Genomic DNA, 18741 nt, shown 5'->3' with positions numbered 1-18741 from the left:
GGCCGGTTATTCCTCGCCTTGCTCCGCTTCCGGTTCGGAAACGGTCTTGAGGACGTCGGTGTATATGGTGTTGAAGTGCTCGCCGAAGTTGGCGGGGGAAATGCGGCCCACCTCGATGAACTTGATGACCACTTCCTTGGCCACCTGCATGGCCTGCTTCTGATACTTTTCCATGGATATGCTCCCGCTGATTGTGTGCAAAAACCCGCCCGGCGGGAAATGGCCTCGACCAACGACGGTAAAGGTGTCCGGGCGGGAAAAGGAAAGAACCGGTAAGCCCTCTCCATTTTTCGGCGGTCATTATCACGGGCCGGGGCGGAAGTCGAGTTGGTTGTGAAAGCCCGGCCTTGACGAACCGCGCCCGAAACTGGAACAAGGGGGAGCGCATCCGGCCATGGCTTCCCGGCAAGAAAGCCAGGCACGGCAAGGGCGCGCCAATGCTTCTTTCGAGGTTATACATGAAAAAAAGCGCACTTATCCTGTTCCTCTGCCTGCCGCTCCTGGTGACGGCCTGCAAAAAGATCAAGCCCGCGGACCTGTTCGCGGATTCCCATACGGCCACGTACATGGACTGGATCGACGCGGAAAAGGTGGCCCAGACCCTGCACAAATCCGCCGACCGCCAGAGCGTGAAGTGGGAAAACCCCCTCACCGGCTACCAGTACTCCGCCTTCGTGCTCAAGACCGCCCAGAAGGACAACTACCTGGAGCGCAAGGTCACCCTGCTGACCATCTCGCCGGAGGGCCAGGGCGAAAGCCTGGACCTGGTGGGGCGCACCAAGGGCGGCGGGGTCTGGCACGTCTATGCGGAAAAACACGCCTCGCCCGTGGGCAAGGTCCTGCGGGAAACCCTCATGGTGGAAAGGACGCCTCCCGGCCCCGAATGGGACTTTGCCGGGTACCCGGTCCTTTCCCTGGAATAGCGGGAAGCGCCATGGAAAAGCACCTCAAGGCGGTCAAAAGGCTGCTCGCGGAACAGGGGGCCGACCCCTCCCTGGCCGAAAAGTCCCTGGACACGGAGGGAACCATTCCCGAAAGCCTGCTGGACACGGTGTCGGCCGTGCTGGACGGATTCGATGCGGGAATGAAACAGCCCGAAGGAAAAAACGAAAAAAAGTAGCATCTTACCCCTGTAAATCCGCGCAAGTGGTTGACTCAACGACCCATAGAAGCTACCAATAGTCCTCAAACGTCACCCAAGAGAAGGACTATGGACACTCCCATTAAAAGCGCATTATTCATTGATTTCGACAACATATACATCAGGCTCTACGATCAGGACCCGGATCTGGCCGAGAAATTCGCCACCCAGCCCCAGCGCTGGCTCTCCTGGCTGTGCAAATACGCCATGCCCGAGGGCGCCGAAGACCGCAAACGATCCATCCTGATCCGCAAGTGTTATCTCAACCCCCAGAGCTTCCATGATTTCCGGCCCCACTTCATAACCTCGGCCTTCGGCGTCACCGACTGTCCGCCCCTGACCAAGCAGGGCAAGACCAGCGCCGACATCCACATGGTGCTGGACATTCTGGACACCCTGAACCGGGACATCCACTACGACGAGTTCATCATCTTTTCCGGGGATGCGGACTTCACGCCCGTGCTCATCAAGCTGCGGGAAAACGCGCGCATGACCACGGTGCTGCCCGTGGGCCCCACCTCCCCGGCCTACAAGGCCGCATGCTCCATGCTCCTCAGCGAGGACCAGTTCATCGAGGAGGCCCTGGACTACGCCGAAATCCCGGCGGCCATGCAGGATATCGCCTCGGTGCAGACCCTCAAGGACCAGGTGAGGGACTTCATCGTCGACACGGTGCGCGGCTCGGGTTCGCCCGTGGTCATGGCCACCCTTGCGGCCAAGATCCGCCAGCGCTTCACCCGCTGCCTGCCCTGCGACTCCTGGTTCGGGGCCGAGAAATTCCGGGATTTCCTCTATGCCCTGGACCTGGGCGACCTGCTCATATCCTCGGTCATCCCCGGCTACGTCTTCGACCCGGCCAAGCACGAGCCCCCCAAGGAGACCTCGCCCAACACCGACTTCGAGCTGAGCCATCCGGAACTGTTCCAGTTCGCCAAGCTGGTGCATCAGGTCACGGACGTGCCGCTCCTGCTGCCCAGCCACTACAAGGCACTTTTCGATGAGATTTCCCGGGAGGTCTCGGAGCACGGTTTCCAGCTCACGGCCACATCCAAGACCGTGCGCGACAATCTGGTGGAAAAGGACATCCCGGTCTCGCGCCAGCACGTCAACTTCGTGCTCATCGGCATCGGCCGGTCCGGGTATGTCTATCGAAAGGACGGAAGCGATACGGCCCTGGAACTGGCCAAGGCCTTTGTGCAGAATGTCAAGAACCTCTGCGTCGCCGCCCAGCTCAACCTGGACGACGACCGCATCCAGAAGCTCTTCACCTGGCTGCTGCCCACAAGCAACGGGCGGGCCTGATCAATTGAGCCTGAGCAACGGGGAGGCCGCGCGCCGGGTTTCGGGGCGGCCTTTCCGTTCATCCATCTCGTCTTCCTGGTCGGAAGCGTTTCCGGAAAAATCATTCTGGTGGACGCGTTCCACCAGCGAGGCCTCCGCTTCGCCGTCCTCCTCGCACAACTGCTTCAGCAGGCCGCGCCAGGCGTTCAGCACCCCCAGGTCCGAAGGCTTTTCCGTTCTTGGGGCTTCGACGCTGGACAAGGGAAAGGAATTCCCGGGGACCGCATCGTCCAGGACCACCGCAACGCGCCCGTCCGAGAGGGATTTGCCGTCCACATGGGCCAGGCAGATGCCCGCCAGCGACACCAGCAGCACCGCGCACAGCAGCAGATATGTAAGTCTGTTCTTCTTTCTTCTCATGATATTATCAATATATTCACAGCAGGAACAATTCTCCTGATATCCTTATAGCCCGGAAACATCCCCAGGGTTTTGCCCGAAGGCTAAAAAGTGTAAACAAGTGTAAAACCTCCTGAATGGCCCTGTTTTTTTGACCGAAAGGGCCTATAGGGGATTTCGGGGAGGAGAACATGAACGAGACGATTCTCATTGTTGACGACGATGTGAAGCTCAGGGAAATCCTGAGGGAATATTTTGAGGAATACGGCCACACCATCCTGGAGCTTCCGGACGGAACCACGGCCGCAAGCACGGTAGCGGCCAAGCGTCCGGACATTGTGCTCCTGGACGTGATGATGCCCCGCATGGACGGCTTCGAAGTCCTGCGCGAGATCAGAGGCGTTTCCCGCGTGCCGGTGATCATGCTCACGGCCAAGGGCGAGGATTCGGACCGCATCGTGGGCCTGGAGCTCGGCGCGGACGACTACATTCCCAAGCCCTTCAACCCCCGCGAACTGCTGGCCCGCATCCGGGCGGTCCTGCGCAGGACCGTTGCCCCCACGGCCTCGGAATTCGACGGGGCCACCCAGCTCCAGGCGGGCGGCCTGACCCTGGACACCCCGCGCCAGATGCTCCTGGTGAACGGCGACGAACACGAACTTTCCTCGGCCGAATTCAACCTCATGTCCGTATTCATGCGCCACCCGGACGTGGTGCTCTCCCGCGAAAAACTCATGAACCTGGCCTGGGGCCGCGATTACGAGGCCTATGACCGAACCATCGACGTGCACGTGAGCAAGCTGCGCGGCCTGCTCAAGGAATACGAGGGCCACGAGAAGCGCATCCGCACGGTCTGGGGTTCGGGCTACAAGTTCGTGGGGAGCGCATGAGAATCAACCGCCTGTACATCAAGTTCTTCTTCTCGGTCATGATCATGCTGGTCCTGCTCACCTTCGTGGTGGCCATGACCTTCACCGTGGTTTCCCGGAAAATGAAGACAGAACACGACCGGCCCGTGGCCGACGTCATCTCCTTCATCATGGCCGACGACCATGGCCGGCTCCCACCCCTGAACGACCCCGAGGTGGTCAAGGTCTTCCACAAGATCGCCATCGGCATCCAGGGCAAGATATGGATCACGGACATACACGGGGGAGTCCGGTTCAAGAGCTTCGACGGCCCGCTTCCCGACCTCGAGGAGGCCGGGGACTGGGATGACGAGGGCTATGTCCCGGTCACCCTGCGGGACGGCACCCCGGGCACCATGTCCTTCATCTTCGACGACTTCGTGCACAAGGAAGGGGAACGGCTCTTCTTCACCGGGCTGGTGGCGGTCATCCTGACCATCGCCCTGCTCTCCTGGCCCATCGCGCGGCACATCACCCGCCCCCTGCACCGGCTGCGCGAGGTCATGGCCCGCTTCGCCGAGGGCGACCTTTCGGCGCGGGCGACCAAGATATGCTGCGGCAAGGGAGAGATTTCGGTGCTGGCCGACACCTACAACGCCATGGCCGACAACATCGAGGGCATGATCGAAAGCGGCCGGGAGCTGACAGCCAACGTTTCCCACGAATTGCGCAGCCCCCTGGCACGGCTGAGGGTCATCCAGCAGATGCTCTCGGAAAAGCTCTCGGGCACGGACAATGAACGGCTGGTCAAGAACCTGGACGACATGGAGCGGGAGATCGAGGCTATGGACCGGCTCATCGGCCGCATCCTCCAGCTCTCCAAGGTTTCCCTGCGCCCCGAGGAGCGCTACCCGGTCAACCTGGCCCAGCTCTTTGCCTCCATTCTGGAATCCTACGGCCATCTCATGGCCGCCAAGAACATCGAACTGCACGTGGATTCGCAGGAGGACTACTACCTGGAGGTGGAGGAGGAATCCATGGCCTGGATGCTGGACAACATAGTGGGCAACGCCGTGAAGTTCACGCCCCAGAACGGCCGCATCACCTTCCGGGGCATCGACGAGCCGGACCGGTGTGTCCTGGAGGTGATCAACTCCACGGCACGCCCGCTCTCGGACAAGGACCTGGAAACCATTTTCGAGCCGTTCCGCCGCGGCCCGGGCGAGACCGCGCCCGGCACGGGCCTCGGCCTGGCTTTGGTCAAACGCATAGTCGAGCACCACGGCGGCACGGTGAAGGCCCAAAACACGCCCCAGGGGTTCATGCTGCGGGTGGTGCTGCCCAAGGTATAGGGCCTCGGACGAGCCTGAAGAAAGAAAAGGCCCCTGCCGCACAATGCGGCAGGGGCCTTTGGTTGTTCCGTAAGAAGTGCGGAACGGTAAAACCGCCCCGGCCATTGTCAGTTTATCCGCAGCAGACAGATTCCATGGAATATTCAGTGCGTTCTTCGTATTCCCGGCGCTTGCCCTTGTTCCAGCGGGACACCGGGCGGTAGTAGCCCACCACGCGGGTGTAGACCTCGGCCTCCTTGCCGCAATGCGGGCAGTTGAAGTGCTCGCCCGCCAGGTAGCCATGCTCCTCGCAGATGGAGAAGGTGGGCGTGAGCGATATGGACGGGATCTTAGTGTGGGTCATGGCCTTGATCAGAAAGCTCTTGACGCTTTCCTCGTCCGGGGCGGCCTCGCCGATGAAGGAATGGAACGCCGTGCCCCCGTTGTACAGAGTTTGCAACTGGTCCTGATGCTCCAGGGCGAAGAGTATGTCCGTGGTGATGCCCACGGGCAGCAGCGTTGAGTTGGTGTAGTAGGGCATGTCGCCGCCTGCGGTGACGATGTCCGCATAGAGTTGTCTGTCGATCTTGGCCAGACGGTAGCAGGTCCCTTCGCCCGGGGTGGCTTCCAGGTTGTAGAGGTTGCCGGTTTCCTCCTGGAATCGGGCAATGAGCCCGCCCAGATGCTTGAGGACTCTGCGCATGAGGCGGATGCCCGCCTCGGTCTCGATGCCCTTGCCCAGCAGGTTCAGGCAGGCCTCATGCCCGCCGATGACGCCGATGGTGGAGAAATGGCCCTTGTAGCCATTCTTGAGGTAGCGGCGGGAGAACGGGAACATGCCCGCATCCAGGCTGCGCTGGACCATCTTGCGCTTGTACTCCAGGGAGTCGCGCGCCATTTCCGCATACTCGGTGATTTGGTCCAAAAAATCCTCTTCATTGTGCGCCAGGTAGGCCAGCTTGGGCAGATTCAGGGTGACCACGCCGATGGAGCCGGTGAGGTCGCCCGCGCCGAACAGGCCGCCGGTCTTCTTGCGGATCTCGCGCAGGTCCATGCGCAGGCGGCAGCACATGGAGCGCACGTCCTCGGGATTGAGATCCGAGTTGATGAAGTTCTGGAAGTTGGGCGCGCCGTACCGGGCCGTGAGTTTTAGCAGCAGGCTGCCCGGACCGGTTTCCCAAGGGAAATCCTCGGTCACGTTGTAGGTGGGGATGGGGAAGGAGAAGATGCGCCCGTCCGCATCGCCTTCGAGCATGACTTCCAGGAAGGCCCTGTTGATCATGGCCATTTCCTCGGCATATTCGCCGTAGGTGGAATCCTGGAACGCACCGCCTATGATGATGGGCTCGTTGGCCATGTGGGCCGGTGGAGCAAAGTCGAAGGTGAAGTTGGTGAACGGGCTCTGACCGCCCCAGCGGGACGTGGTGTTCAGGTTGAAAAGCAGCTTCTGCATCTGCTGCTTGACTTCTTCGTGGTTGAGGCCGTCGTGGCGGATAAACGGAGCCAGGTAGGTGTCCACGTTGTTGAAGGCCTGTGCGCCCGCCCATTCGTTCTGCAGCGTGCCCAGGAAGTTGACGATCTGGCCGCAGGCCGCGTCAAAGTGGTTGGCCGGGGCGGAACTGCACCGGCCCGGCAGGTTGAAGCCTTCCAGCAGCAGGTCGCGCAGGCTCCAGCCCGAGCAGTATCCGGCCAGGCCGAAGGAGAGGTCGTGAATGTGCATGTAGCCGTGGGTGTGTGCGTCGCGGATCTCCACGGGATACTTGTCCAGTACGTAGCGGGCCTGCACCGATCCGGCCATGTGCAGGATCAGGCCCTGGAAGGAGTGAACCATGTTGGAATTCTCGTTCACCCGCCAGTCCGAGTTATCCAGGTAGGCGTCCACGGTGCCGGCCACGTCCATGTAGGTCATGTCCTGCCTTCTGAGTTCACGACGTTTTTCGCGATAGATGATGTAGCGCTCGGCCACCCGGTAAAGCCGGGCCTCCATGAGCACCTGCTGGACCGTGTCCTGCACCTGCTCCTGCTCGGGAATTTCCGCGTCCCCGAGTCTGTCCTCCACCTTGCCGGCCAGCCGTTTGGCCAGGAGGGGATCCTTGATGTCGCTGCTTTTCAGGGCCTTGAAAATGGCTCCTGCAATGCGGTCCGTGGACCATGTTTCCATGCGTCCGTCACGTTTGAGAATCTGTTGAGGCATGTAAGAAAACTCCGAAAACGACACCAGGCGCAACAAGTCATGCGCTTTCTGTGTCGCAAGGGGGCCATGCTGTCTTGTCGGGCGGCCGCACCGCTCGACCCATGGCCGGTGAAGGGAAAAGATGTTTCGCAGCCTGAGGCGGCATCCTCGTACCGCGTCGGCGGGGAAATACTTCTGGCAGGGCTTCTGGCTTTCGCGGCAAATCCATTTTCCAGGGTTTTGACCGCAATTCACAGTGGCGGGACCGCTCCGGGGTTGCACCGGATTTCCTGATGGCGTCCGACATGGATGGACGAACGCCGCCAAAAGTTGGCTCTTTACGCATCGTATTATACGCGCAAATAAACACAGGTCAATCGATAATTTTATTTAATTCTTTGATATTACAACAAAAAAAAGGCTCCCGCACCGTCTGAAACAAACGGTGCGGGAGCCTGTGATGCATATAAGAAGCGCGTGTTCAGTCGCCGTTGGAGCCGTTCATCTTCTCGGCAATCTCCTGAATGGTCTTCAGGGCCTGCCCCCGCTCCTGGGCCAGCTTCTTCCACTTCTTCTTCTCGCGTTTCATGGATTCCACGGTCTGCAGCAGGTCGCGAATGGTGTGCGCGGGGTAGCCGTGCTTGGCGTATTCCCCCTTGCGCAGTTCCTCGTCGTTGCGCTGCTGCAGGGCCTTGAGCTGGTTGGAGTTGAGTATCATGGGCCTCCAAAAAGCCCGGAACGGCAAAACCGCCCCGGGCCATTGTCAGTTTATCCGCAGCAGACAGAGTCCATGGAATATTCGGAACGTTCCTTGTATTCCTCGCGCTTGCCCTTGTTCCAGCGGGACACCGGGCGGTAGTAGCCCACCACGCGGGTGTAGACCTCGGCCTCCTTGTCGCAGTGCGGGCAGTTGAAGTGCTCGCCCGCCAGGTAGCCGTGCTCCTCGCAGATGGAGAAGGTCGGCGTCAGGGAGATGTACGGGATCTTGGTGTTGGTCATGGACTTGATCAGGAAGCTCTTGACGCTTTCCTCGTCCGGGGCGGCCTCTCCGATGAAGGAGTGGAACACGGTGCCGCCGTTGTACTGGGTCTGAAGCTGGTCCTGGTGCTCCAGGGCGAAAACCACGTCCGTGGTGATGCCCACGGGCAGCAGCGTGGAGTTGGTGTAGTACGGCACCTCGTCCCCGGCGGTGGCGATGTCGGAGTAAAGCTCCTTGTCGATCTTGGCCAGACGGTAGCAGGTGCCTTCGCCCGGGGTGGCCTCCAGATTGTAGAGGTTGCCGGTCTCTTCCTGGAAACGGACGATGATGCGGCGCAGGTGCTGCAGCACGCGGCGCATGAGCCGCACGCCCGCCTCGGTCTCGATGCCCTTGCCCAGCAGGTTGATGCAGGCTTCGTGGCCGCCGATGACGCCGATGGTGGAGAAATGGCCCTTGTAGCCGTTCTTGAGGTAGCGGCGGGAGAACGGGAACATGCCCGCATCCAGGCTGCGCTGGACCATCTTGCGCTTGTACTCCAGGGAGTCGCGCGCCATTTCCGAATATTCGGTGATCAGGTCCAGGAAGTCCTCTTCATTGTGGGCCAGGTAGGCCAGCTTGGGCAGGTTCAGGGTGACCACGCCGATGGAGCCGGTGAGGTCGCCCGCGCCGAACAGGCCGCCGGTCTTCTTGCGGATCTCGCGCAGGTCCATCTGGAGGCGGCAGCACATGGAGCGCACATCCTCGGGATTGAGATCCGAGTTGATGAAGTTCTGGAAGTAGGGAGCGCCGTAGCGGGCGGTCATCTTCAGGAGCAGCTTCCCGGCCTCGGATTCCCAGGGGAAGTCCGGGGTCACGTTGTAGGTGGGAATGGGGAAGGAGAAGATGCGGCCGTCCGCGTCGCCTTCGAGCATGACCTCCAGGAAGGCCCTGTTGATCATAGCCATTTCCTCGGCGTATTCGCCGTAGGTGGAGTCCTGGAACGCGCCGCCGATGATGATGGGCTCGTTGGCGATGTGCGACGGGGGCGCAAAGTCGAAGGTGAAGTTGGTGAACGGGCTCTGTCCGCCCCAGCGGGACGTGGTGTTCAGGTTGAAGATCAGCTTCTGCATCTGCTGCTTGACCTCTTCGTAGGTCAGGCCGTCGTGGCGGATGAACGGAGCCAGGTAGGTGTCCACGTTGTTGAAGGCCTGTGCGCCCGCCCATTCGTTCTGCAGGGTGCCCAGGAAGTTGACGATCTGGCCGCAGGCGGCGTCAAAGTGCTGGGCCGGGGCCGAGCAGCAGCGGTCGCGCAGGTTGAAGCCTTCCAGCAGCAGGTCGCGCAGGCTCCAGCCCGAGCAGTAGCCGGCCAGGCCGAAGGAAAGGTCGTGGATGTGCATGTATCCGTGCTTGTGGGCGTCCCGGATTTCCTCGGGATACTTTTCCAGCACGTAGCGGGCCTGCACCGATCCGGCCATGTGCAGGATCAGGCCCTGAAAGGAGTGAACCATGTTGGAGTTTTCGCTCACGCGCCAGTCCGAGTTGTCCAGGTAGGCGTCCACCATGTCGGCGACGTCCATGTAGGTCTCGTCCTGCTTGCGCATTTCGCGGCGCTTTTCGCGGTAGATGATGTAGCGCTCGGCCACCTTGTAGAGCCGGGCCTCCATGAGAACCTGCTGGACCATGTCCTGCACCTGCTCCTGCTCGGGGACATCCACTCCCTTGAGCTTCTCCTCCACCTTGCGCGCCAGGCGCTTGGAAAGCAGGGGGTCCTTGATGCCGCTGCCCTTGAGGGCCTTGAAAACTGCGGCGGCGATGCGGTCTACGGACCAGGTTTCAATGCAGCCATCGCGCTTGAGAATCTGTTTGGGCATGTAAGTAAAAACTCCGAAACGACACGAGGAGTGAATCCCAATGTCGTGCTTTGGGCCATCGATGAGGACAGGACGGCGGAACCGCCCGGCCGGGTGGCCGTTGTGATTAGCAAATATTTCGTGCCCGCAGGCAGTATCCTCGTACTGCGTCGCGTTCGGAAATGCTTCAGGCAGGTCTTCTGGCTCTCCCCATCCTGCTTTCCTTCCCGCCTTGCGGCAGTGGTTCCGCAAGCAGGACTGATACGGGGATTACAGCGGCGGGACCGCTCCGGACTTTCACCGGATTCCCTCTTGGTTACGGCGTGAAACGCCACCTGAAGTGAATAAGCTCTGACCAGGAGAATATAACCAAAGACCGGGGCCGAAGGTCAACCGAAAATCCCCGCCACGGCCTATCAACAGGCTGTTCAAACAGAATTTTCGCAGCGTTCCCGGCGGACAATGAGGCACCGAAAAATTTACGCCGCCAGGTTTTCAACAGCTTTGGATCCAGCCCCCAAAAGACTGAAATCCTCGCGGCTGTTCAGAAGAGCTTGGATGGCAGGAGCAAAGGAAAGGCAAACCGGACCGTATTTCATCATACGTGAGGATTTGCCTTTCCTGAAGCGACGAACCAGACAAGCCCTTCTGGACAGCCGTTACCGGAGGATGGCCATCAGGCCATTGATAGCCGCCATGACGCTCTGCGCCTTGACCGCGTCCCTGCCGCCGTCGAACCTGTAGATCTTGGTCTTGGTGCCATAGGGCCAGGACCAGGCCATCCAGACCGTGCCCACGGGCTTGTCCGGGGTGCCACCCGTGGGGCCGGCAATGCCGGAAATGGCCACGGAAACATCCGCGCCCACGGCCTTTTTCACGCCCTCTGCCATGGCCTTGACCACGGCTTCGCTCACCGCGCCATGATCGGCCAGGTCCCGCTCGGGGACGGAGAGCAGCCCCTGCTTGACCTCGTTGGAATAGGCCACCACGCTGCCCCGGAACCACTGTGAACTGCCGGAAACGTCCGTGAGGGTGCTGGCCAGCAGGCCGCCGGTGCACGATTCGGCCGTGGCCAGCGTGTATTTTTCCAGGCCGAGCAGCTCGCCCACTTCCTGGACCGCGCGCTGGATGAGCATTCTGTCCATATATTCCTCCGTGAATGTGAATACGAGATTGATCCCAACTCTCTAAAAGAGGGGACAATCAATTGCAATAAGCCTTTTTGAAGCCCTGCCGGCAAAGGGAGGCACAACCCGCGGGCCGTTCAAAAGCGTGAGGTGCGCGAAAACACAAAAATCCAGGTTACGCAGTGTATTGCACAATACATAAGCGGCCTGATTTTTTGCGAAGGCAAAGCAGATTGCGATTTTCAGGCGGCCTGCTAAAATCGGCTCATGCTCACCCCGCGCGACCTCCTGGACCTGGCCGTCAGCCGCCACCGGCAACCGTGGAACTTCACGGCGCATTGCTGCGGCCTGTGCCTGATGGGCCTGGCCCTGCTCCTGCACAGCGGCCTGTGCGTGGCCGCCGGACTCATCCTACTGGGCACGGGACTGCTGATCCTGCCCCTGCCCCCGATGCCCCCGGGCCGGTGGCGCCGGAGCGTGGACCGGCTCATCGCGGCGGAAGTGCAGTGGATCAACACGCCCATGAACGGGAAAAAACTGTTCCGGACGCTCGTCTGGGCGGTGATCCTGGGCTTCACGGTCTGGACGCTATGGGCGCGGGAGCTCCTGAGCCTGACCCTGCTGGCGGCCATGCTGGCCGTGTACCGGGCCTACCTCTACAACAAGACGACGGGGATCGATTAAATAGCCAGACGGCTGACGTGCCCTTCCTCTCTCCACCATTCGAGGAATGAGCTTTCGCCCGTGCGGAAGGGATTCGGGAACCGCTGCAGCATGCCGGGAATGCGGCGGTAGGCCATGCGCATCTCATTGGCGACGGGTTCGCCGTTGTCGAAACGACCGTAGAACCAGGGCGCATGGCCCAGCTCACCCTGCCCGTTCTGTTCCAGCTGCCCGTCATACCAATCCCAGAGCTCCACCAAAGCTTCGTTGTCCGGGTGCTCGCGCTGGATGATGGCCCTGCCCTCGCCCGAGTCGTAGCTGGTGTAGTGGTAGCACTTGAGGGGAGACCCGTTGACCGTGAAACCCTTTGCAAACGAGCCCCGCACCAGACGCCGGGTCAGGTTCCAGGTGGAGACATTGCAGGCGGGGTCGCGCAGCACATGGGTTTCCGGGAAAAAGACCGGCACGAAGTCGCACCATTTCTGGTCCGTGTACATGCCGTTGCAGACCTCGTCGAAGCACAGGGTGGTCAGCCGCTCGCGCCAGAATTTCGCGAACCCGACGCCCTGCCCGCGATTGGCCACGGCCAGAAAACCGAGATTGAAGACCCCGTATTTCATGCTGTACAGCTCGTGGTGCATGACGTTGGCAAGCCCCTGCTGGGGAACGATCTGATGGGGGGTGAGGATGACCGGGCTCCGGTCCAGCAGGTCCACGGCCTCGTCCAGGGGGCCAAACACGGCCATGTCCGGGTCCAGGAAAACAACCTTTTCCGCGCCCTGGTCAAAAAGCTTCTGCAGTGCAATGCTCTTCACGGCCGTGCACAGCTCCACCACGTTGTGCCGAAAGACCCACCCTGCATCCTTGGCCACGCCGAGATCGTCCAGGGTCATGAGCGCGTCGAACGGCTCGGCGGCCCAGTCGATATCAAGCTCGCACCGGTCGGCCAGCACGCAGGTGAAATGCCAGTCCGGATGGACCGCCTTCAGTGTCTTAGCCAGCACCCGCGCCTTGGGCAGGTAGCAGCAGTTGACGGACGTATAGCAATAAACGGGATACATGCTCTTTCTTCTCTGATATGGTTCTGGCTGCGCTATAAGCCGCTCCGCCGCAACCGTCAACCGGACGCGGATTCGCATTCCCCTGCTTCCGGGGGCTTCAATTCCTCGCCAAGTTCGGGTATCAGCGGGGGAGCAAAACGAACGCAGGAGTAATATTTACCATGCTTGACCTGAAACTCATGCAGAGCAACCCGGAGATCGTCCGGGAGAGCCTGAAAAAGCGCGGCTCCAAGCTCGACGTACAGGAATTTCTGACCCTTGACGAAAAACGCAAGGAAATCATCGGCCAGGTGGAAGAGCTCAAGGCCGAGCGCAACAGGGCCAGCAAGGAAGTGGCCGAGCGCAAGCGCAACAAGGAAGACGCCTCCGACCTGATCCAGGCCATGGGAGAAGTTTCCGGCCGCATCAAGAAACTGGACGCCGAGCTCTCCGAAGTGGAGGCCGCCGAACAGGAATGGCTCATGGCCATTCCCAATATCCCTCATGAATCCACGCCCTTCGGAGAATCCGAGGACGACAACCCCGTGGTGCGCTACTGGGGCGAAAAGCCGGAAATGAACTTCACGCCCAAGGAACACTGGGAACTGGGCGTGGAACTGGGCGGTCTCGATTTCGAACGCGCGGCCAAGCTCACGGGCGCACGCTTCGTGGTCAGCCGCAAGTGGGCGGCCCGCCTGGAGCGCGCCCTGGCCACCTTCATGCTCGACACGCACCTGGAGGAGCACGGCTACACCGAGATCATCCCGCCGTTCATCGTCAACCGCGAAACCATGACCGGCACGGGCCAGCTGCCCAAGTTCGAGGAAGACCTGTTCAAGCTGCGGGGCACGGAATACTACCTGATCCCCACGGCCGAGGTGCCGCTGACCAACCTCTACTCCGGCGAGGTGCTCGACGAGGACCAGCTGCCCCTGCTGCTGACGGCACACACCCCCTGTTTCCGTTCCGAGGCCGGCTCCTACGGCAAGGACACCAAGGGGCTCATCCGCCAGCACCAGTTCATGAAGGTGGAGATGGTCAACCTGGCCCATCCGGATAAATCCTACGAGGCCCTGGAAACCATGACCGCCTGTGCGGAAAAGATTCTCCAGAAGCTCGGCCTGCACTACCGGGTCATCTCCCTGTGCACCGGCGACATCGGCTTCTCGGCCGCCAAGACCTACGACCTGGAAGTATGGCTGCCCGGCCAGGACAAGTACCGCGAGATCTCGTCCTGTTCCAACTGCGAGGACTTCCAGGCCCGGCGCGCCAACCTCAAGTTCCAGCCCAGGGATTCCAAGAAGAAGCAGTACGTGCACACCCTGAACGGCTCGGGCCTAGCCGTGGGCCGCACCCTGGTGGCCGTGCTGGAAAACTACCAGCAGGAAGACGGCTCCCTGGTGATCCCCGAAGCGCTGCGCCCCTACATGGGCGGCCTCGAGGTCGTCAGGCCGGAATAACGGCTTCATACGCAAATAAAAAGGCGGCTCCATGCCCAAGACGCTTTCCGTGAATGTTGACGAAAACGCTTAAAAATCAAACGCCCCCCTGTTTGCCATAACGAACAGGGGGGCGTTTTCATGGGCGAAACATTATTCCAGGTTACCTGATCGGCAAACCTTACCTTTTTCAAGGTCTATGACCGGCTTCCACATTGCGCCGTCACGAAACGGAACCTTGTCGCCTTCCGAGTCTTCAACGCCGTTGATAGCGGCGTCTTCCCAATATCTGACCTCGGCCTCAACAATGAGATACTTTGCTTCTGTTATTTATTTTCCCTCTATCGATTTTGAAATCTGAGATTGCTTTTTTGAATAGAAGACAACGGATGTATTTGGCGTTATCGTTCTTGAAATAATGCAAAAGCAAGGATGCCTACCATGACTGACCAAGAAGACAAGAAGGCCCGCACCGACTACATGAAGGAAAATCCCTTCATTGAGTTGAGTTCGCAAACATACAGGACTAGGCGAAACATGCTTATCTTCAGCATGCTTTGCTGGTTTCAAATTTTTTATGACTCTCAACTCGGCGGAGAGTTCTCTATTTGGGGTGTGACATTGACGATCCCGAAGGACCATATCAACGTCATCCTGATAGTTTTTACGCTCTATTTTATGGTTTATTTCTTCATGCTTGGGTGGAATACTTTTGATCATTGGAGGCTTCGCTCGACTGGACTCAAGAATTCTGAGGCTAATCGGCCACGCGGTAGTGAACTGGGAATGAGCTCTGTAAGTTCTCCTGTCGAGCAGACTACGTTCAGGACCATCTTCATGGACGAGCAACAACATGGGTTGATACAAGCTATTGAGAAGGTGAATGAAATAGACCCTCAAAAATTGGACGTAGACACGAATAACAACCCAAATTTGATAGCACTGTCGAGTCTCTCCAGTAACATTGAGGCCTTCAACCGTCTTGCAGGGAATCAACTCCTCGGTTTCGAAAAAGGATTTTGGAAACACCAGTATAAGACCTACTGGACGTTCATGGTTTTTGATTATTTTGGTCCAATTACTGTCACCTGCGCGTCTATTTTGATACTGACGACCTGTACATTTCAGGCTATTGCTTGTTAAGTTCAACACTGCATTCCTCCAAACCTACTATCAAAAATACGACCTCTCGGAGAAACACAACTATAAGACCTTCAAAGAATGGATGCCTTTTTCTGTCTTTTGTGGGAAACTCCTTGTTTCGAAAGTGGCCGCTTTTTAGAGAGCACGGTTTGCCTAGGCTATGCTAAAGCGCCCGGGTGAAACCAGCACACGTTCTACGGCTGTCTTATAGATGGTTTTTATCCTCTTTTATCCTATTTATTGACAATTATATATATTTTAAACGATACTACTGAGTCGACATGACTATAAATGCCAACCAAGCTTTATCAACGCGAAATAAAAGGATTTTTTATGATAGCAAGATGGATAGCCCAAAACGAGGGTTTTGATAATCCCAATCAGGACTTCTCTTATGTGAGTGATTTTGTATTGATGTGGTCGTATGCCGAAAATAAAATCGTCAATAGATTTGGCGACAACGGAGACAGCCTTGGATGCAAGGCTTTTGATCGCTATATGAAAGAATTTGCAGTGTCATCAAATGAATATGTCGATAAAGCCTATCGTTTTTATGCACAAAGATACTCCGGAGAAGATGGTGCAAGATATTTTGATGGATTATTTCAAATGGGTCACGAACGCCGGTTTGAAGAGGAAACAATTCATATCATTGAAAATATAAACGCAGATGAAACAGCCAGAGTAAAAGCCGTTGCCTTTATCTGTTCACGCATCCGAAACAATCTTTTTCATGGAGCAAAGGATCTGCCAATGATCGCTGCACAAGAAGACGTCTTGCGTAATGCGACAGTTGGCATGAAAGGATTAGCTATTGCATTCCATGTTGCTCAATAACTAGGAAGCTATGTACTCCTTGGCCTTCGTGAATAGAGAATTATTTTAGAAACAGTTCAAAAAGAATCTTATTGAAATCGCGAAAAAAGGCGGCTCCATGCGGGGCCGCCTTTTTTCGTGATCAATACTCCCTGGGCTATGCGGAAAGCGCCCGGGTCAGAAATTTATCCAGCTGGTTGGTGAATTCCTGCCTGTCCCTGGGGCCTATGGGCGCGGGACCGCCGGCAGTCATGCCCCCGCTGCGCAGCTCCTCCATGAGGTTGCGCATGCGCAAGAGCCCCTTGATGTTGTCCTCGGTGTAAAGCTCGCCGCGCGGGTTCAGGCCCGTGGCTCCCTTGTCCACGATCTTGTCGGCTAGCGGGATGTCGGCGGTGATGACCAGATCGCCCGGCTCGGCCAGTTCGGCTATCTTGTCGTCGGCCACGTTGAACCCGGCCCCGACCCGAAGCGTGTCGATGTGTGGCGAGGACGGCACGGACAGATGGGTATTGGCCACCAGGGTCACCGCCACTTCGCGGCGCACGGCCACCTTGTACAGGACTTCCTTGATGATGTTGGGACAGGCGTCGGCATCGACCCAGATGTGCATGAATGATTCCCGTTGGTTGAGGTGATTGCGGCGCAAACCGCGCTGGTTGGCCTTACCATGGACCGCCCCGGGAGGAAAAGCCCCGCCGCCCCCGAAAAACTAACGCGTTTGACGGCAATGCTCCCTTCGGTCATAGAATGGGGTAATACCGGAAAAAGGTGGACGCCATGCGCCAAGCCGTCATTGTCCGCGACGCCGTCTTCGGATGGTGCCGCAGCCCCTTCGGGAAACTGACCCTGCTCATCCTGGGCATGCTCTGCTTCGGCACGCTCGGTTTCTGGTTCTTCGAGCACGTTTCCCGGGGAGCGGAGCACGACGTGTTCGGGGCGCTGTGGTGGACCGTGGTCACCCTGACCACCGTGGGCTACGGCGACATGGTGCCCGGCACCGTGGGCGGCAAGCTCATGGGCGTGGTCGTCATGATCTGCGGCATCGGCCTGGTCTCCACCCTGACAGGCAACCTGGCCTCCATGCTCGTGGAGCGCAAGGCCAGAAAGCGCAAGGGGTTGCTCAAGGTGAACATGTCCAATCACGTGATCATCGTCGGCTGGAACGACTTCGGCCTGGAACTGGTGGAGGCCCTGCGCGGCAACGGCGTGCTCGGCCATGGCGACTCGACGGCCTCGGGCCTGGTGCTGGTCAATCCGCTGGGCCCGGACGAACGGGAATCCATCGCCTTCAAGCTGGACATGGGCGACAGGCTCCATTTCGTCTGGGGCGGCGTCACCCAGGAGGCCGTGCTCCAGAAGGCTCGGCCCCACAGGGCCAAGGTGGTCTACCTCCTTTCCCAGACCCAGAACCAGTCCGCCAAGGACGCGGACCAGGAAACCCTGTACGCGGCCCTGGCCGTGCGCGAGCTGGCCCCCAAGGTGCCGCTCTACGGCGAGGTGGCCCTGCCCGAAAACCGCAAGCACCTGCTGCGCGCCGGGGTCAACGAAATCCTGGTGCTCGGGCGGCTCACCAGCCAGATCCTGGGGCTCATAGGCGCCAACCCCTCCATGTGGAGCCTGGTCCAGGAGATGCTGGGCATGGCCGGGAGCAACCGCATGGACTTCCTGCCCCTTTCCGGCGAGGAGCGGCTACTCAACTGGGGCCAGCTCATGGCCCGGTTCCGCAGCGACGGCAGGCTGCCCCTGGCCCTGTGCCAGGTGGGCAGACAGCTTTCCCTGGAGGACGTGCTGGACGAGGGCGCGGCCCTGGACCAGTTCATCCTCGAACTGTTCGAGTACTCGGGGCAGGACACGAGCATGGGAGACATGGGGCCGCGCGTGCTGGCCAACCCGCCGGACGACGAACGCCTCGAGGCCTACGACGCGGTGCTCTTCCTCAAGCCGGGAGCAGCGCGATGAAACACGACATCGCCTGGGAAGCCATCTCCCTGTTCCACGGGCTGCCCGCGCCCATGATCGAGCGGGCCAAGACCATCTTCGAGCCCCGCTCCGTGCCCGCCGGGCAGGAGATCATCCGCGAGGGCGAGCAGGGGGACGAAATGTTCGTTCTCGTGCACGGCCGGGTGCGCGTGACCAAGTCCATGCTCCTGCCGGGCATGAGCCTGCCCATCCTGGAGGCGGGTTCCTCGCGCAAGGTGCTGGCCACCCTGGACGAGCACGACTACCCCCTGTTCGGCGAGATCGCCCTCATCGACCGCGACATTCGTTCGGCCACCATCCAGGTGCTGGACGACGCGGAATTCCTGGTCACGGACCGGGATCGCTTTTTCCGGCTCACCGAGCAGGAGCCCGAACTGGGCGCGCGGCTGATCATGGCCATTGCCCGGCGCATGGCCGGCACCGTCCGCAAGGGCAACAGCGAGCTGATCAAGGTGTCCACGGCCCTGGCCCTGGCCCTTTCCCGGACCAAGGCAACGCGCTGACCAGGTCCTCTATAATTGTCGGTAACGTCGGTCCGTCCTACGGTCCGGC

At 59.5% G+C, this 18741-nt stretch carries 19 protein-coding genes and 2 riboswitches; of the genes, 11 read left to right on the top strand and 8 right to left on the bottom strand.

What is annotated here, in order from left to right:
- Positions 1-6: 6 nt before the first annotated feature.
- Positions 7-174, bottom strand: coding sequence for a hypothetical protein (locus FGL65_RS18185; RefSeq protein ID WP_187170547.1), 168 nt, complete (start codon positions 172-174; stop codon positions 7-9).
- A gap of 284 nt (positions 175-458) precedes the next feature.
- On the opposite strand from FGL65_RS18185, the gene FGL65_RS05295 reads away from it, so the two are divergent.
- The 3 genes from FGL65_RS05295 (at position 459) to FGL65_RS05285 (ending at position 2443) form a co-directional block, all read left to right on the top strand.
- Positions 459-923: a hypothetical protein gene (locus tag FGL65_RS05295; protein ID WP_147820011.1), complete on the top strand. Its 465-nt coding sequence runs from the start codon at positions 459-461 to the stop codon at positions 921-923.
- Between the two features lie 11 nt (positions 924-934).
- Positions 935-1120: a hypothetical protein gene (locus tag FGL65_RS05290; protein ID WP_147820010.1), complete on the top strand. Its 186-nt coding sequence runs from the start codon at positions 935-937 to the stop codon at positions 1118-1120.
- 90 nt (positions 1121-1210) lie between these two features.
- The gene (locus FGL65_RS05285) at positions 1211-2443 is read left to right on the top strand and encodes an NYN domain-containing protein (protein WP_147820009.1); all 1233 of its coding nucleotides are present in this window, start codon (positions 1211-1213) and stop codon (positions 2441-2443) included.
- On the opposite strand, the gene FGL65_RS05280 is transcribed toward FGL65_RS05285, so the two are convergent.
- Positions 2444-2842 carry a hypothetical protein gene (locus FGL65_RS05280; protein ID WP_147820008.1) on the bottom strand — a complete coding sequence of 133 codons (399 nt, stop codon included), beginning with the start codon at positions 2840-2842 and terminating at the stop codon, positions 2444-2446.
- 170 nt (positions 2843-3012) lie between these two features.
- Here FGL65_RS05280 and FGL65_RS05275 point away from each other — a divergent pair, with 170 nt between their 5' ends.
- Both FGL65_RS05275 and FGL65_RS05270 read left to right on the top strand, forming a co-directional pair.
- Entirely contained in the window at positions 3013-3711 is a 699-nt protein-coding gene (locus FGL65_RS05275) for a response regulator (protein ID WP_147820007.1), read from the top strand.
- On the top strand, positions 3708-5021 hold the full coding sequence (locus tag FGL65_RS05270; protein WP_147820006.1) for a sensor histidine kinase: 1314 nt from the start codon (positions 3708-3710) through the stop codon (positions 5019-5021). The genes FGL65_RS05275 and FGL65_RS05270 overlap by 4 nt, the downstream gene beginning before the upstream one ends.
- A 112-nt stretch (positions 5022-5133) precedes the next feature.
- Here the strand turns inward: FGL65_RS05270 and FGL65_RS05265 are convergent, their stop codons facing one another.
- From FGL65_RS05265 to FGL65_RS05250, 4 genes are all read right to left on the bottom strand, one after another.
- Positions 5134-7194: a ribonucleoside triphosphate reductase gene (locus FGL65_RS05265; RefSeq protein WP_147820005.1), complete on the bottom strand. Its 2061-nt coding sequence runs from the start codon at positions 7192-7194 to the stop codon at positions 5134-5136.
- Positions 7195-7353: 159 nt separating this feature from the next.
- Positions 7354-7516, bottom strand: a riboswitch (cobalamin riboswitch).
- 138 nt (positions 7517-7654) lie between these two features.
- Entirely contained in the window at positions 7655-7891 is a 237-nt protein-coding gene (locus FGL65_RS05260) for a hypothetical protein (RefSeq protein WP_147820004.1), read from the bottom strand.
- Between the two features lie 50 nt (positions 7892-7941).
- Positions 7942-10002, bottom strand: a complete 2061-nt coding sequence (locus tag FGL65_RS05255) for a ribonucleoside triphosphate reductase (RefSeq protein ID WP_147820003.1) — start codon at positions 10000-10002, stop codon at positions 7942-7944.
- A 152-nt stretch (positions 10003-10154) separates the two neighbouring features.
- Positions 10155-10335: riboswitch (cobalamin riboswitch) on the bottom strand.
- A 305-nt stretch (positions 10336-10640) separates the two neighbouring features.
- Positions 10641-11126 carry a CinA family protein gene (locus FGL65_RS05250; protein ID WP_147820002.1) on the bottom strand — a complete coding sequence of 162 codons (486 nt, stop codon included), beginning with the start codon at positions 11124-11126 and terminating at the stop codon, positions 10641-10643.
- 249 nt (positions 11127-11375) lie between these two features.
- On the opposite strand from FGL65_RS05250, the gene FGL65_RS05245 reads away from it, so the two are divergent.
- A complete protein-coding gene (locus FGL65_RS05245; protein ID WP_147820001.1) occupies positions 11376-11792 on the top strand; it encodes a hypothetical protein in 417 nt (138 codons plus the stop codon).
- On the opposite strand, the gene FGL65_RS05240 is transcribed toward FGL65_RS05245, so the two are convergent.
- Positions 11789-12832, bottom strand: a complete 1044-nt coding sequence (locus FGL65_RS05240) for a hypothetical protein (RefSeq protein ID WP_147820000.1) — start codon at positions 12830-12832, stop codon at positions 11789-11791. The genes FGL65_RS05245 and FGL65_RS05240 overlap by 4 nt on opposite strands.
- A gap of 161 nt (positions 12833-12993) precedes the next feature.
- Between FGL65_RS05240 and serS the strand changes: the two genes are divergently transcribed.
- The 3 genes from serS to FGL65_RS05225 all read left to right on the top strand — a co-directional run bounded on the left by serS (position 12994) and on the right by FGL65_RS05225 (position 16230).
- Positions 12994-14271, top strand: coding sequence for a serine--tRNA ligase (gene serS, locus FGL65_RS05235; RefSeq protein ID WP_147819999.1), 1278 nt, complete (start codon positions 12994-12996; stop codon positions 14269-14271).
- A gap of 420 nt (positions 14272-14691) precedes the next feature.
- The gene (locus FGL65_RS05230; protein WP_147819998.1) at positions 14692-15393 is read left to right on the top strand and encodes a hypothetical protein; all 702 of its coding nucleotides are present in this window, start codon (positions 14692-14694) and stop codon (positions 15391-15393) included.
- Positions 15394-15684: 291 nt separating this feature from the next.
- Positions 15685-16230: a hypothetical protein gene (locus FGL65_RS05225; protein ID WP_147819997.1), complete on the top strand. Its 546-nt coding sequence runs from the start codon at positions 15685-15687 to the stop codon at positions 16228-16230.
- A 136-nt stretch (positions 16231-16366) separates the two neighbouring features.
- Here the strand turns inward: FGL65_RS05225 and FGL65_RS05220 are convergent, their stop codons facing one another.
- Positions 16367-16819: a YaiI/YqxD family protein gene (locus FGL65_RS05220; RefSeq protein ID WP_147819996.1), complete on the bottom strand. Its 453-nt coding sequence runs from the start codon at positions 16817-16819 to the stop codon at positions 16367-16369.
- A gap of 167 nt (positions 16820-16986) precedes the next feature.
- Between FGL65_RS05220 and FGL65_RS05215 the strand changes: the two genes are divergently transcribed.
- A complete protein-coding gene (locus FGL65_RS05215) occupies positions 16987-18168 on the top strand; it encodes a potassium channel family protein (protein ID WP_147819995.1) in 1182 nt (393 codons plus the stop codon).
- Positions 18165-18692 carry a cyclic nucleotide-binding domain-containing protein gene (locus FGL65_RS05210; protein ID WP_147819994.1) on the top strand — a complete coding sequence of 176 codons (528 nt, stop codon included), beginning with the start codon at positions 18165-18167 and terminating at the stop codon, positions 18690-18692. The genes FGL65_RS05215 and FGL65_RS05210 overlap by 4 nt, the downstream gene beginning before the upstream one ends.
- Positions 18693-18741: the final 49 nt, after the last annotated feature.

This window comes from Salidesulfovibrio onnuriiensis, assembly GCF_008001235.1.
Classification (GTDB): Bacteria; Desulfobacterota; Desulfovibrionia; order Desulfovibrionales; family Desulfovibrionaceae; genus Pseudodesulfovibrio; species Pseudodesulfovibrio onnuriiensis.
The sequence above is the reverse complement of the archived record's forward strand: the minus strand, read 5'-3'. Positions and strand labels throughout refer to the sequence as shown.

Excerpts from the sequence above, each read along its gene's own strand:
- FGL65_RS05245 (WP_147820001.1), top strand. The coding sequence starts at position 11,376 with ATGCTCACCCCGCGCGACCTCCTGGACCTGGCCGTCAGCCGCCACCGG.
- FGL65_RS05290 (WP_147820010.1), top strand. The coding sequence starts at position 935 with ATGGAAAAGCACCTCAAGGCGGTCAAAAGGCTGCTCGCGGAACAGGGG.
- FGL65_RS05250 (WP_147820002.1), bottom strand. The coding sequence starts at position 11,126 with ATGGACAGAATGCTCATCCAGCGCGCGGTCCAGGAAGTGGGCGAGCTG.
- FGL65_RS05240 (WP_147820000.1), bottom strand. The coding sequence starts at position 12,832 with ATGTATCCCGTTTATTGCTATACGTCCGTCAACTGCTGCTACCTGCCC.
- FGL65_RS05280 (WP_147820008.1), bottom strand. The coding sequence starts at position 2,842 with ATGAGAAGAAAGAAGAACAGACTTACATATCTGCTGCTGTGCGCGGTG.
- FGL65_RS05270 (WP_147820006.1), top strand. The coding sequence starts at position 3,708 with ATGAGAATCAACCGCCTGTACATCAAGTTCTTCTTCTCGGTCATGATC.
- FGL65_RS05230 (WP_147819998.1), top strand. The coding sequence starts at position 14,692 with ATGACTGACCAAGAAGACAAGAAGGCCCGCACCGACTACATGAAGGAA.
- FGL65_RS05275 (WP_147820007.1), top strand. The coding sequence starts at position 3,013 with ATGAACGAGACGATTCTCATTGTTGACGACGATGTGAAGCTCAGGGAA.
- FGL65_RS05255 (WP_147820003.1), bottom strand. The coding sequence starts at position 10,002 with ATGCCCAAACAGATTCTCAAGCGCGATGGCTGCATTGAAACCTGGTCC.
- FGL65_RS05260 (WP_147820004.1), bottom strand. The coding sequence starts at position 7,891 with ATGATACTCAACTCCAACCAGCTCAAGGCCCTGCAGCAGCGCAACGAC.
- FGL65_RS05225 (WP_147819997.1), top strand. The coding sequence starts at position 15,685 with ATGCCAACCAAGCTTTATCAACGCGAAATAAAAGGATTTTTTATGATA.
- FGL65_RS05215 (WP_147819995.1), top strand. The coding sequence starts at position 16,987 with ATGCGCCAAGCCGTCATTGTCCGCGACGCCGTCTTCGGATGGTGCCGC.
- FGL65_RS05220 (WP_147819996.1), bottom strand. The coding sequence starts at position 16,819 with ATGCACATCTGGGTCGATGCCGACGCCTGTCCCAACATCATCAAGGAA.
- FGL65_RS05265 (WP_147820005.1), bottom strand. The coding sequence starts at position 7,194 with ATGCCTCAACAGATTCTCAAACGTGACGGACGCATGGAAACATGGTCC.
- FGL65_RS05210 (WP_147819994.1), top strand. The coding sequence starts at position 18,165 with ATGAAACACGACATCGCCTGGGAAGCCATCTCCCTGTTCCACGGGCTG.
- FGL65_RS05285 (WP_147820009.1), top strand. The coding sequence starts at position 1,211 with ATGGACACTCCCATTAAAAGCGCATTATTCATTGATTTCGACAACATA.
- serS (WP_147819999.1), top strand. The coding sequence starts at position 12,994 with ATGCTTGACCTGAAACTCATGCAGAGCAACCCGGAGATCGTCCGGGAG.
- FGL65_RS18185 (WP_187170547.1), bottom strand. The coding sequence starts at position 174 with ATGGAAAAGTATCAGAAGCAGGCCATGCAGGTGGCCAAGGAAGTGGTC.
- FGL65_RS05295 (WP_147820011.1), top strand. The coding sequence starts at position 459 with ATGAAAAAAAGCGCACTTATCCTGTTCCTCTGCCTGCCGCTCCTGGTG.